Source organism: Aquamicrobium lusatiense (genome assembly GCF_014201615.1).
Classification (GTDB): Bacteria; Pseudomonadota; Alphaproteobacteria; order Rhizobiales; family Rhizobiaceae; genus Mesorhizobium; species Mesorhizobium lusatiense.
Genome location: NZ_JACHEU010000001.1, coordinates 712,617 through 725,167 on the forward strand (window position 1 = coordinate 712,617; position 12,551 = coordinate 725,167).

Sequence of the window (12,551 nt, forward strand, 5' to 3'; positions counted from 1 at the left end):
CGGCGGGCTTCACAATGAAGCGGGTTTCTGATGACTGCGGGTGGTGGCTTCAATGCGGTCCGCCACCCGCACCAGCTCGGCCAGAGTGCGCACCTCCAGCTTGCGCATGACATGGCCGCGCCGCACCTTGACGGTGATTTCGCTGAGGCCGAGTTCGCCGGCGATCTGCTTGTTGAGAAGCCCCTGCGCCACCAGCCGCGCGACATCGCGCTCGCCCTGCGAAAGCCTTGCCCACCGCTTTTGCAGTTCCGATGCCTGCGCCTCCAGCGTCCGGCGCGCGCGGTCGGTCTCGATGCCGTGATGGATGGCGTCGAGCAGGTCCTGATCGCGGAACGGCTTGGTGAGAAATTCGATCGCGCCGTCCTTCATGGCCTTCACGCCCATGGCGATGTCGCCATGTCCGGTGATCATGATGGTGGGCATATGCAGGCCGAGTTCCTGCATATGGGACAGGAAATCCATGCCGCTCTGGCCGGGCATGCGCACATCCAGAACCATGCAGGCGGGAGCATCCGCCACATCCTGATCGAGAAATTCCTGCACCGAGCCGAAAACGCGGGCCTCAAGCGCTACGGAGGCCAGAAGGTCCTCCACGGCCTCGCGCACCGAGCGGTCGTCGTCGATGACATAGACGACGGCCTTTTCCGGTTCGCCGTCGCTGTTTTGCCTGTTCATGAAACGGTCTCCGCAGCGGCGGGCAGGCTCACCAGAAACATGGCGCCACCCTCTTCATTGTTCTGCGACCAGATGCGCCCGCCATTGGTTTCCACGATGGAACGGCAGATGGTGAGACCGAGCCCGACCCCGTCCTTCTTGGTGGTCCAGAAGGCATCGAACAGATGGTCCGCTTCGCCCGGACGGAAGCCCGGCCCCTTGTCGGCGACACGGAAGCGGACAAATCCGGGCCCGTCCACCTCGGCGATGAGGTCCAGTTCGCGCGCTTTCCCGGTGGAGACGGCCATCGCCTCGATGGCGTTGATGAGCAGGTTTCCCACCACCTGCCCGATCTGGATGCGATCCGCCATCACCGGCGGCAGGCTTTCCTGAAGATAGAGCCTGAGATGGATGTCGTGGCGCTCGATCTGGTCGCGCGCCATGGCGACGATTTCATGCACCAGCGCATTGAAATCGAAGGCGCTCTTCTGGGGCGGCTTGCCGCTGGCCAGTCCGCGCACGCGCGCGATCACCGCGCTTGCGCGCTCCGTCTGTTCCACCATCCGGTCTGCGGCGCGGATGGCCTTGTCGATTGCCGGCGGTTCCTGCTCCAGCCATCTGCGGCAGGCCCCGGCGCTGGTTGCAGCCGCCGCCAGCGGCTGGTTAACCTCATGAGCGATCGAGGCGGTCAGTTCGCCGAGGCTGGTGACGCGCGCCATACGCAGAAGCCGTTCGCGGCTTTCATGGGCGGCCGCCTCCGCCGCCACCAGTCTCAGCGACAGATATGTTGTGACGCCTATGGCAACGATGCTGATGCCGGTGTTGACGATGCCGACATCATAGCTGCCGGAGCGGGTCAGCGCGAAGCTCAGCACCGTCAGCGCCACGCAGGCGACGGCCAGAATGACGACCAGACGCGGCGGCAGGATGCGGGCGGCAATGAGAATGACGGCGGTGTGGAAGACCGCCGCGGCAATGGCGTAATCCGTGACCGTATCGGCAATGAAGATTGCCACCATCACCCCCGCAAGTGCGGCAAGGGTAAGGGTCTGGCTGTAGCGGAGCGGGGTGGAAAGCCTGAACGTCATGTCATCCGGTGGCTAAAGCAATTCCGGCAAAAGTGCGCAGTGGTTTCGCGTTTGGAATTGCGTCGAAACAATGTGTCAGAGCGTTTCCTGCCGTTCGGAGAAATGCAGAAATGATCCGGGTCCGGCCCATTATACACGCCTCAGGGCAAAGCGCATGGCCTGTCCGGCGGGTGGCGGTCAGTCGCGGGTGCTGCCATCCCAGCTTGCGTCGGAAACCCCCTTCTGCTGTTCCAGATAGCTGGTCACCGCTTCTATCTCGTGCGGATCGACGGCGGTTGAAACCAGTGTCGCCACGATCTCGACGGTGTTGTTGCCCCGGTCGGTTATCTCCACATCGCTGACCGGATAGTCGGCAGCTTCCAGACGTTCCACCAGAAGATCGCGCATCTGGGGCATGGCCTCGCGGCTGGAAATGACGCTGACTTCATAGGTGGCCTCGGTGGAGCGGTCATCGATGGGAATGCGGTTGATCATATTGACCAGCGGCCGCAGCAATGTGTTGCCGGCGAGAACGAAGCAGGTCAGCAGCGTGGCCTCGGCCACCATGCCGGTTCCGGTGCAGGCGCCCACGGCAGCGGAGCACCACAGGGTTGCTGCGGTGTTGAGGCCGCGCACGTTCATGCCTTCCTTCATGATGACGCCGGCGCCGAGAAAGCCGATGCCGGACACCACATAGGAGATCACCCGCACCGCTTCCGCATCGCCCGCGACACGCTGGCCGAGATCGACGAAGGCAGCTGCGCCCACCGCCACCAGCACATTGGTGCGAAGACCCGCAGTCCGCTGGCGATATTGCCGCTCGACGCCGATCAGCGTTCCCAGAATGAAAGCCGCCGCAAAGGCCACAAAGGTGTCGGCAAAGGCTGTCAGCTCGAAGGTGGCCAGGGCTTTCATCTGCGCATTCTCTGTTGGATCGTGCCGGCAATGAAGCCGGTTCATGTAATCACACGACATGCCTTAGCAGCGAAAACCTGCGCCAGCATGACGGTTTCCGGGCGGGTGCGGCAGGGGGTCACCATTGCCCTCGGCGCAGGAGCCACGACGCGCGGGCGTGAAGCGCCGAAGAGCAGCGGGCCAGCGCGCACCATTGCCGGCGGCTGATGAAGTCCTGCCGGAACAGCACCGAGGCCTGCCGCAGGAGCATGGTGCCAAGCAGCACGAGACACAGGCACAGGAGCCTCAACGGCAGGCCGCGTAATTTCGGATTTCTGCGAGGTCCGCGAATTCCGCTCTGGCGGCGGGCTGGACCGGACGTGCCGAAATGGCCATCGGGGGCGAAAAACAGTATCGGAAGTTCATTGCGGGTCATGGCATTTCTCCTGTCTTGGGGAACAAGGACGGGCGGCTCGTGCCGCCCGACTGACTTGCAGGTTGTGGGGAGCGCGTCAGCGCTGCGCCTCGCCCGTCAGAACCACTGTCCGAAGCGGCGGATGTAGATGGTCTTCATGCCCTGCGCGACGACGCAGTAGGCAAGCAGCGTGGCGATAAGCCAGGGGAAGTACTCCCACGGCAGCGGCTGCAGGCCGACCATCGCACCAAAGGCCGAGAAGGGGATGTAGATGCCGGTCACGCACACCAGCACGGTCATCACCATGACCGGCAACGAGGCGGTGCTCTGGATGAAGGGGATTTTCTGGGTGCGCAGCATATGCACGACCAGCGTCTGCGACAGCAGCCCCTCGATGAACCAGCCCGACTGGAACAGCGACTGCTGATCCGGCGAATTGGCCCCGAACACGTACCACATCAGCGCAAAGGTGGTGATGTCGAAGATGGAGGAGGTCGGCCCGATCCAGATCATGAAGCGGCCGATGTTCTTCGCATCCCATTTGCGTGGCTTGCGCAGGAACTCCTTGTCCATCCTGTCCCATGGCAGGGCAAGCTGCGAGATATCGTACATCAGGTTCTGGATGAGCAGGTGTATGGCCATCATCGGCAGGAAGGGGATGAAGGCGCTTGCCACCAGCACCGAGAACACATTGCCGAAGTTCGAGCTTGCGGTCATGTTCAGGTATTTGATGATGTTGCCGAAGGTTTCGCGGCCGCTGATCACGCCTTCTTCCAGAACCATCAGGCTCTTTTCGAGCAGGATGATGTCGGCCGATTCCCTCGCGATGTCGGTGCCGCTGTCGACGGAGATGCCGACATCGGCGTCGCGCAGGGCGGGCGCATCGTTGATGCCGTCGCCGAGAAAACCGACCGTGTGGCCGTTCGCCTGCAAGGCTTTCAGCACCCGCGATTTCTGCAGGGGGGTGAGCTTGGCGAAGACGGTGCGTTCCTCGACCAGTTCGCGCAGAACCTCCTCATCCATCGCCTCGATGTCGCGCCCAAGCACCGGCAGGCCGGGTTCGAGGCCGACTTCGCGGCAGATCCTGGCGGTGATCACCTCATTGTCGCCGGTCAGAACCTTGACCGCCACGCCATAGTCGGCAAGTGCCGCGATGGCTGCCCGCGCCGTTTCCTTCGGCGGATCGAGGAAGGTGAGGAAGCCCTGCACCACCAGATCGCGCTCGTCGGCGACGCCATAGCTGGCTCGCGACTGGACACCCGGTATCTCGCGGGTTGCGACGACGAGGACGCGGAAGCCATCGGCGTTGCAGCCCCGGGCCAGATGGGCGAGGCGGGCGCGGCCGTTTTCGTCCAGTTCGCGCACGGTGTCTCCGTCCCGCACATGGGTGGATATGGCCAGCATCTCCTCCACCGCGCCTTTGCAGATGAGCAGGTGCTCGCCACCATCGCCTTCGACCACGACCGAGAGCCGCCGGCGCACGAAGTCGAACGGAAGCTCGTCGATCTTGCTGTAGGAGGCGGCCTGCCGCACCACATCGGGCGTACCCGCCGCGAACTGGAGGACCGCCTGATCCATCAGGTTTCTGACGCCGCTCTGGTGATGGCTGTTCAGCCATGCCAGCCGCAGTACCCTCTCGTCGGGCGTGCCGGTGGGATCGAGGTGGCGTTCCAGAATGATGCGGTCCTGCGTCAGGGTTCCGGTCTTGTCGGTGCACAGAACATCCATGGCGCCGAAATTCTGTATGGCGTTGAGGCGCTTCACCACGACCTTGCGCCGCGCCATCGCCACCGCACCCTTGGCAAGATTGGATGACACGATCATCGGCAGCATTTCGGGGGTGAGGCCGACAGCCACCGCCAGTGCGAACAGAAAGGCTTCCGTCCAGTCGCCCTTGGTGAAGCCGTTGATGAACAGCACAATCGGCACCATCACCAGCATGAAGCGGATGAGCAGCCAGCTCACGCTGTTGACGCCACGGTCGAAGGAGGTTTCGGTGCGCGAGCCGACGATCGCTTTCGCCAGCGAGCCGAAATAGGTGCGTGCGCCGGTGGCCACCACCACGGCGGTGGCGGTGCCGCTGACGACATTGGTGCCCATGAAGCAGATGTTGGGCAGCTCCAGAAGATCCATCTGGTCACCTGCCACCGCGTCTGCCGATTTTCCGGCGACGGAGCCCAGCGTGTCGTATTTCTCGACCGGCAAGGCTTCGCCGGTCAGGGCGGCCTGGCTGACGAACAGGTCGCGCGATTCCAGCAGCCTGATGTCGGCGGGGATCATGTCGCCGGCCGAAAGTCTGATGACATCGCCCACCACGATCCCGGCCATTGGGACCTCCTGCAGGGCGGGCGCTGCCGCCGGCTCCGCGCGCCGCTGCACGGTGGCCGTGGTGCGGACCATGGCTTTGAGCGCATCGGCGGCGCGGCCGGACCGGTATTCCTGCCAGAACCGCAGCAGGGCGCTCAGCACCACCATGGTGACGATGATGCCGACGCCGGTGTAGTCGGCTGCCTCGCCGTCGCGCAGCGGCAGCACGATGTCGGTGACGGCGCTGACTGCCGCCAGAGCGGCGAGAACGGCGATGAATGGGTTCTGAAATGCCTGCAGGAACTGGATGAAGGCGGATGGGCGCTTGTCATGCGCAACCTGGTTCGGACCATCCTCGACAAGGCGGATGCGGGCTTCGGCTTCCGTCAGACCCTGCAGACTGCCTCTGGTGTTGGCGAGCGTGGTCTCGATGCTGTTCTGCGCTTCGCGCACCGCTCGCATCGAAAGTTTTCGATCTTCCTTGCGTGTGGTCGCGGCCGGTGGCCGCTTGTTGATCATGTTCATCGCCTGTGGTCCTCAATGAATGCCCGGGCAATGGCGAGGCGGCGCACGAAGCCGCCCGCGCCACGCACTGTGCGGGCCGGTTGGTTGAATCGAAAAATGGACGGCTTGCCGGCGGCGACGGAGCGCGTCCGTCGCCGCTTATTTTCAGCCTGGCGGGCGTTGCGCGGACATGGTGTCAGCCCCGCTGTATTTCATGGAGTGGGGCTGGCGTGGTGTCGCCCGCCGTCGCCCGGGCTGCCCCCGGCGCGTTGGCGATCACTGTCCAGCGGCATTCCAGCCGGCCGGTTGCCGGATTGACCCGCCAGCGCACAACCGGGCGAAACGGATCATGTGGCTTTGCCTTTCGCTGGAAGCGCACGATCTGCGCGCTGCGGGCGGGCACAGCCGGAAGGGCTCCGGCGCGAAAACGGAAGAATTTCGTGATGTTCATGTCTCACCTCGCTGACGCCGCCGCAGCGTGTCACGGGTGAGACGGCAGGGTCAGACCCGTTCCTGTGGCCGCGACGGCCTTCTCTGTCGACTACTGTCGCTCGGCATGTTTCGGGTTCCTTCTGGTGCGGGCGCGGGCTGATCGAAGCTCTGCGGCCGACAGCTGTCTGATTAGCCGCAGCAGCCCCGAAACGCCACAAGGCTGTGAGGCGGTATTGGTATATTCTGGCATCGCACGGATATACGAAAGTATACCGCCCGGCTCACGCAGCGCACTGCGTGAGTTGCAGGACGTCATCTGTAATACAGGGCGTAAATGCCGGTTTCTTCCCGGAAGATCGAAACGTCGATGCCGAAAATGCTGCGGATGATACCGCTTTCCATGATCTCTTCGGGAGCGCCCTGTGCAGCCACTCTGCCGTCGCGCATGGCGACGATGTGATCGGAATAGCAGGAAGCGAAATTGATGTCGTGCAGCACCACCACGACGGTCTTTCCCAGTTCGTCCGCCGCGCGCCGCAGCAGCCGCATCATGCCTGCGGCATGTTTCATGTCCAGATTGTTGAGCGGCTCGTCCAGCAGCACATAATCGGTATCCTGACACAGCACCATGGCGACGAAGGCGCGCTGGCGCTGTCCTCCGGAAAGCTCGTCGAGAAAGCGGTCGGCAAGCGCATGCAGATCCAGAAACTCAAGCGCCTGCCGGATGTGGCGGTCGTCCTCGGCGGTGATCCTGCCGCGCGAATGGGGAAAGCGGCCGAAGGCGACCAGATCGCGCACGGTCAGCTTGGCCATCAGCTGATTGTCCTGCCGCAGCACCGACAGGCGCTTGGCCAGAACGTCGCTCGGCGTTCTTGTGACGTCCATGCCGTCGACCGTCACCGAGCCGGCGCTCATCGGCATCAGCCGGCTGATCATGGACAGCAGCGTCGATTTGCCGGCTCCGTTCGGCCCGATCACGGACACGATGCCACCGGCAGGAAGCGACAACGTCACGCCATCCACCACCAGCTTGCCGCTATAGTCCTTGGAAACGTCGCGGATCTCGATCATCGCTTCACACCTTTGACGAGCAGGAACAGGAACACCAGCCCGCCGACGAATTCGATGACGATGCTGAGGGCGGAATTGAAGGAGAAGACCCGTTCCAGAATGGTCTGGCCCGCAACCAGAAAGATGATGCCGAGCATCACGGCCACGGGCAGCACTGTGACATGACGTCCGCCCGGCACCAGCTGGTAGGCAAGGCTGGCAACGAGCAGGCCGAAGAAGGTGACGGGACCGACCAGCGCGGTCGAAACCGAAACCAGAATGGCGACGACGATGAGCACCGCAGACACGGTCCTGCGATAATCGACGCCGAGATTGACGGCGATGTCGTGGCCGAGCGCCAGCACGTCGAGCTTTGGCAGCATGCGCCAGCCGATCACCGAGGCGATGAGGACGAGGAGTGCCGAGGTGATCAGCAAGTGCTGGTCGACGACGTTGAAGGATGCAAACAAGCGGTCCTGCAGCACCACGAATTCGTTGGGATCGATGATGCGCTGCATGAAGTTCGACAGGCTGCGGAACAGCACGCCGAACACCACGCCGACCAGCATCAGCAGATGCAGGCTGCGCGCGGTTCTGGCAAACAGCCAGCGATAAAGCGCCATCGAAAACGCCACCATCAGTGCGACCTCGATCAGGAACATCAGTCGCGGGTCGAGCGTGGAGACGCGGGCGGCGCCCAGCGTGAAGACGAGCACCGTCTGGATCAGCACGTAAAAGGCATCGAAGCCCATGATCGACGGGGTGAGGATGCGGTTTGCGGCAACGGTCTGGAACAGCACCGTCGACACGCCGATGGCATAGGCGACCAGCACCAGCGCGGCGAGTTTCCGGCCCCTGAACGGCAGCACGAAATCCCAGCGGCCCTTTGCGCCGATGGTCATGAACACGGCGATGGCCGCGCACATCACTCCGGCGAGGGCGAGCAGGACAAAGAGGTTGCGCCGGGAAAGCCGCTCAGAAGACACGGGCGTTTCTCCTCAGCAGCAGATAGAGGAAGGCCGCGCTGCCGAACACGCCGACCACCGTTCCGATCGGGATCTCGAACGGATAGAGCACGATGCGTCCGATGATGTCGCAGGCCAGCACGATGCCGGAGCCGAGGACGGCCACCCATGGCAACGAACGCCTCAGATTGTCGCCGACGATCATGGAGACGATGTTGGGCACGATCAGCCCCAGAAACGGGATCATGCCCACGGTGACCACGACAACTGCCGTGACCACCGAGACGATAGATAGCCCGAACAGCGCGACGCGGCGATAGTTCAGCCCGACATTGGTGGTGAAATCCTCGCCCATGCCGGCGACAGTCAGGCGGTCGGCGGCGAAATAGGCGAGGCAGGTGAGGCCGAAGGCGATCCACAGGAGTTCATAGCGGCCCCTCAGCACGGCAGAGAAATCGCCGGTGGTCCATGCGCCCAGCGATTGCAGCATGTCGAAGCGGTAGGCGAGGAAGGAGGTGACGGCGCTGATCACGCCGCCAAGCATGATGCCGACCAGCGGCACCATCAGGGTGGAGCGCAGCGGAATGCGGCGCAGTATGGCGAGAAACAGCATCGTGCCGGCCAGCGCGAACAGGGCCGCAACCGCCATGCGTCCGATAACCGGCAGCCCCGGCGCCACCAGCACGATGACGAGAAAGCCGAGGCTGGCGGATTCGACCGTGCCCGCCGTCGAAGGTTCGACGAAGCGGTTACGCACCAGCATCTGCATGATGGTTCCGCACACCGCCATGGCGGATCCCGCCAGAATGAGCGCAACCGTGCGCGGCAGGCGGCTTGCCAGCAGCACATGCAGCGCCCTGCCATCGGCTTCGCCCGAAAAAAGCGTCGCCAGCGAAACATCGCTGACGCCGACGAACAGGCTGGCAACGGCGAGCACGAGGACCAGAAGCGCGGAAAATGCGAGGCCGGAGGCTTTCATGGCACCGAACTTGTAAAACGGACGATGCAGCGCCCCAAATAAATGAAGCGCTGCATCGACAGGATGAAGGGCAAAAACCCTGTTGCGGGGGCTTATTCCTTGCGCAACGCCTTTGCAATCTGATCGGCGCTGGCGCTCAGCGCGGTGATGCCGCCGCCGACCAGATACCAGTTCACCGGGTCGAGATAGACCACATGCCCGTTCTTCCACGCATTGGTCTGGCCGACGAGATCATTGTCGAGCATCTGCTGCGCGGCCGATCCTTCGCGGCCGATCGCCGCGTCGCGGTCGATGACGAACAGCCAGTCGGGATTGGCCTCAAGGATGAACTCGAAGGAAATCGCCTGACCGTGATTGCCGGCCTGCAGGTCTGCGCGCGCCGGCTCGACGCCGAACACCGAATGCAGCATGCCAAAACGCGAGCCCGGGCCATAGGCGCTCATCTTACCGCCGGTGGTCAGGATCAGCAGGCCCTTGCCGGCGCCGCTGGCGGCCTCGCGCGCGGCGGCGATGGATGCATCGAGCGCCGCGATCTTGTCCGCGGCTTCCTTTTCCCTGTCGAACACTTTGCCCAGCAGTGACACGTTCGACTTCACGCTGTCGACAAGGTTGGTGTTGTCGACGGTCAGGTCGATGGTCGGCGCGATCTTCGACAGTTCGGCGAATTTGGCGCTGGAACGGCCGCCGACGATGATCAGGTCGGCATCGGCGGCATTGACGGCTTCCAGATCGGGCTCGAACAGCGATCCGATCTTCGCATATTCGTCGCCCGCATACTTCGCCAGATAGGGCGGGAAGTTGGACGCCGGGACGCCCGCGATCTCCACACCCAGCGCATCGAGCGTATCGATCGAGGCCATGTCGAAGACAAGAACCGTCTTCGGGGCCGCGGGCAGCGAAATCTCGCCCTGCGTGTGCTTGACGGTGATGTCCTGTGCAACGGCAACCACAGGAGCCATTTGCAGGGAAAGCGCACCAAGCGCGAGTGAGAACAATATAGAACGTCTGTCCAGCTTCATCCCGAGTTCCCGTTCAAATGATACAAAGCTGGCCCGGACACGTTTTCGTGCCCGGACCATGTGTCTTCACTGCCACAAAAGCAGCCGTTTCAGAGCTCCGACGCTCAGAAGTTCGTGGTCAGGCTGACCCACAGGCGGCGGCCTTCCATGGTGGTGTTGTAGTCGGTCGCCTCCACCTTCTTGTCGAAGAGGTTGTAGACCGCACCCTTCAGCACGACATTTTCATTGAAGGCGTAGGATGCACCGAAATCGACCGTTGCATAGTCGCCGTACTTGCGCCCCGTCTTGCCGTTGATGACCACCGGCGTTCCGTTGCTTCCGATACGCGCGCCGGAGGCGATTTCAGAACCATGGTAGTTGACCGAGGCCCACGTCGCCAGACCGTCGATCGGCGTGACCCAGTCGGCGCGCACGTTTGCCATGTGCTCGGGCGTGCGGGCCAGCGGGAAGTCCTTGTAGTCACCGGTCTTCTGCTTGGAGTCGGTATAGGTATAGCTGCCGCGGAAGGTCAGGGTCGGCGTTGCTTCCCATGTGGCCGTCAGCTCGATGCCCTGAATGACAGCGTCATCGATGTTGTAATTGTACCAGAGGCGGTAGTTGGGATCTTCAGACCAGCGTTCCGGATCGCCGTTGGCATCGAGAACAAGGGCGTTGGCAATCTTGTCCTTGAAATCTGTATAGAAATACGTCGCGCCCATCGACAGGCCGCTGTAATTGTCCCAGATCGCGCCGATTTCGTAGCTGGTGCTCTTCTCGGGCTTGAGATTGGGATCGCCGATGATGACGCCGCAAGTTCCGTTGGGACCGTAGCTGCAGCCGGCGCCGCCGGTGGTGTAGGCATAACCGGGGGCGATCGAACGCACGTCGGGTGCACGGAAACCGGTTGAAACGCCGCCCTTGACCGTCAGCTGCTCGGTCGCGTTCCAAACGCCGTAGAGGCGGGGGCTGTAATGTGCGCCATAGATTTCATGATGGTCCATGCGCAGACCACCCGTCAGGGCGAAGACATCGCTGATCTTCCACTCGTCCTCGACGAAAAGGGCCCACTGTTCGATCTGGAACTTCTCGTCCTGGCCCGTACGACGTCCGGGGTTCTGGTCGGTCAGCGTCGCATCGAAATACTGACCGCCGACCACCATGGTATGCAGGCCGCCGAGTTCGAACGGCGTCGTGAACTTGGCATCCAGAACCGAGTTGCGGATTTCCGGAGAGCGGGCATTTTCGACGAAAGCACTCTGGGCGGGCGTCCACGCGAAGCTCGTGCGCTCGGCCCATTCCTGAGAGAACGAGATTTCGGAGGTCGTCCAGCCCCAGCGCCCGACATGTGTCAGCGACCAGTGATCCCTGTCGTTGTAATTGTAGGTTCCGTTCGCCGTTGCGGCGAGTGTTTCGCCAGCGGTCGCCTCGCGCCTGACGCGGGTACGCCCTGCTTCGAGGATGATGTCGTGATCTTCATTGGGCGTGAAGGTCAGGCGACCCGCAATATCCCCCTCCTTGGCATCGGTGACGCCGCCGAGGAAACTATCTTCTCCGCGCTTCAGGCCCCGGCCCCAGATCTGCAGGCCGAGTTTGTCCTGAATGACGGGTCCGCTGCCATAGAAGGAAACTTGTCCGGAATTTCCGAACTGCGAGTGCTGCTGGAGCGTGCCGTCGACCGTCACCGACCCCGACCACACGTCGGCGACCTTGCGGGTGATGATGTTGATGACGCCGCCCATCGCGTCCGACCCATAGAGGGAGGACATCGGACCACGTACGACCTCGATGCGCTCGATGGCGCTGATCGGCGGAATGAAGCTCTGCTCGAAGCCTGAATTGCCGTTGGTTCGCGCGTCACGCGTGCTCTGGCGCTTTCCGTCGACGAGGATCAGCGTGTAGGTGCCCGGCAGGCCGCGGATATAAATATCCTTCTCGTTGGCAACGCCGGTCACCGCCACGCCCTGAACCTCGCGCAGCGCATCGGTCAGGTCGCGGAACGAACCTTTTTCCAGTTCTTCGCGGGAAACCACGGTGATGCTTGCAGGGGCGTCCTTGACGTTCTGCTCGAAGCCGGTGGCCGTGATCACGATCTGCTTGAGAACGGTAACGCCGTTCTCCTCATCTTCCGCAGTCTGTGCGAAAGCGGTGCCCGGAGCACTGAGTGCGCCGGCCGCAACAAGGCAGGAACACGCTGCAAGAGCCCGTTTCCAGCGCATCACCGAGCCCGCAGCATTGCCCTCGCAACTGCGTTCTGTCGAACCCTCTCGCCACATGCGGATAACCCCT

The 12,551-nt window shown here is 62.9% G+C and carries 11 protein-coding genes; all 11 read right to left on the bottom strand.

What is annotated here, in order from left to right; all coding sequences use genetic code 11:
• Window positions 1-9: 9 nt before the first annotated feature.
• The 11 genes from HNR59_RS03530 to HNR59_RS03580 all read right to left on the bottom strand — a co-directional run bounded on the left by HNR59_RS03530 (window position 10) and on the right by HNR59_RS03580 (window position 12,481).
• Window positions 10-675 carry a response regulator transcription factor gene (locus HNR59_RS03530; protein ID WP_183826041.1) on the bottom strand — a complete coding sequence of 222 codons (666 nt, stop codon included), beginning with the start codon at window positions 673-675 and terminating at the stop codon, window positions 10-12.
• A complete protein-coding gene (locus HNR59_RS03535; RefSeq protein ID WP_183826044.1) occupies window positions 672-1,742 on the bottom strand; it encodes a sensor histidine kinase in 1,071 nt (356 codons plus the stop codon). The genes HNR59_RS03530 and HNR59_RS03535 overlap by 4 nt, the downstream gene beginning before the upstream one ends.
• A gap of 177 nt (window positions 1,743-1,919) precedes the next feature.
• Entirely contained in the window at window positions 1,920-2,636 is a 717-nt protein-coding gene (locus HNR59_RS03540; protein ID WP_183826049.1) for an MgtC/SapB family protein, read from the bottom strand.
• A gap of 118 nt (window positions 2,637-2,754) precedes the next feature.
• Complete coding sequence (locus HNR59_RS03545) at window positions 2,755-3,051, bottom strand: hypothetical protein (RefSeq protein WP_183826054.1); 297 nt, start codon at window positions 3,049-3,051, stop codon at window positions 2,755-2,757.
• Window positions 3,052-3,147: 96 nt separating this feature from the next.
• Entirely contained in the window at window positions 3,148-5,856 is a 2,709-nt protein-coding gene (mgtA, locus tag HNR59_RS03550) for a magnesium-translocating P-type ATPase (RefSeq protein WP_210307278.1), read from the bottom strand.
• A 181-nt stretch (window positions 5,857-6,037) separates the two neighbouring features.
• Entirely contained in the window at window positions 6,038-6,292 is a 255-nt protein-coding gene (locus tag HNR59_RS03555) for a hypothetical protein (RefSeq protein WP_183826060.1), read from the bottom strand.
• A 293-nt stretch (window positions 6,293-6,585) separates the two neighbouring features.
• Window positions 6,586-7,344, bottom strand: coding sequence for an iron ABC transporter ATP-binding protein (locus HNR59_RS03560; RefSeq protein WP_183826064.1), 759 nt, complete (start codon window positions 7,342-7,344; stop codon window positions 6,586-6,588).
• Window positions 7,341-8,249: an iron chelate uptake ABC transporter family permease subunit gene (locus HNR59_RS03565; protein ID WP_183831300.1), complete on the bottom strand. Its 909-nt coding sequence runs from the start codon at window positions 8,247-8,249 to the stop codon at window positions 7,341-7,343. The genes HNR59_RS03560 and HNR59_RS03565 overlap by 4 nt, the downstream gene beginning before the upstream one ends.
• 49 nt (window positions 8,250-8,298) lie before the next feature.
• Window positions 8,299-9,267 (bottom strand): ABC transporter permease, encoded by a 969-nt coding sequence (locus HNR59_RS03570; RefSeq protein WP_183826068.1) that lies wholly within the window; start codon window positions 9,265-9,267, stop codon window positions 8,299-8,301.
• A 92-nt stretch (window positions 9,268-9,359) separates the two neighbouring features.
• Window positions 9,360-10,286 (bottom strand): siderophore ABC transporter substrate-binding protein, encoded by a 927-nt coding sequence (locus HNR59_RS03575; RefSeq protein WP_183826071.1) that lies wholly within the window; start codon window positions 10,284-10,286, stop codon window positions 9,360-9,362.
• 104 nt (window positions 10,287-10,390) lie between these two features.
• On the bottom strand, window positions 10,391-12,481 hold the full coding sequence (locus HNR59_RS03580) for a TonB-dependent receptor domain-containing protein (protein ID WP_183831302.1): 2,091 nt from the start codon (window positions 12,479-12,481) through the stop codon (window positions 10,391-10,393).
• Between the last annotated feature and the right edge of the window lie 70 nt (window positions 12,482-12,551).

Coding starts and splice junctions, on each gene's coding strand:
- HNR59_RS03545 (WP_183826054.1), bottom strand. CDS start 3,051: ATGACCCGCAATGAACTTCCGATACTGTTTTTCGCCCCCGATGGCCAT.
- HNR59_RS03555 (WP_183826060.1), bottom strand. CDS start 6,292: ATGAACATCACGAAATTCTTCCGTTTTCGCGCCGGAGCCCTTCCGGCT.
- HNR59_RS03580 (WP_183831302.1), bottom strand. CDS start 12,481: ATGCGCTGGAAACGGGCTCTTGCAGCGTGTTCCTGCCTTGTTGCGGCC.
- HNR59_RS03565 (WP_183831300.1), bottom strand. CDS start 8,249: ATGTGCGCGGCCATCGCCGTGTTCATGACCATCGGCGCAAAGGGCCGC.
- HNR59_RS03560 (WP_183826064.1), bottom strand. CDS start 7,344: ATGATCGAGATCCGCGACGTTTCCAAGGACTATAGCGGCAAGCTGGTG.
- HNR59_RS03535 (WP_183826044.1), bottom strand. CDS start 1,742: ATGACGTTCAGGCTTTCCACCCCGCTCCGCTACAGCCAGACCCTTACC.
- HNR59_RS03575 (WP_183826071.1), bottom strand. CDS start 10,286: ATGAAGCTGGACAGACGTTCTATATTGTTCTCACTCGCGCTTGGTGCG.
- HNR59_RS03530 (WP_183826041.1), bottom strand. CDS start 675: ATGAACAGGCAAAACAGCGACGGCGAACCGGAAAAGGCCGTCGTCTAT.
- mgtA (WP_210307278.1), bottom strand. CDS start 5,856: ATGATCAACAAGCGGCCACCGGCCGCGACCACACGCAAGGAAGATCGA.
- HNR59_RS03540 (WP_183826049.1), bottom strand. CDS start 2,636: ATGAAAGCCCTGGCCACCTTCGAGCTGACAGCCTTTGCCGACACCTTT.
- HNR59_RS03570 (WP_183826068.1), bottom strand. CDS start 9,267: ATGAAAGCCTCCGGCCTCGCATTTTCCGCGCTTCTGGTCCTCGTGCTC.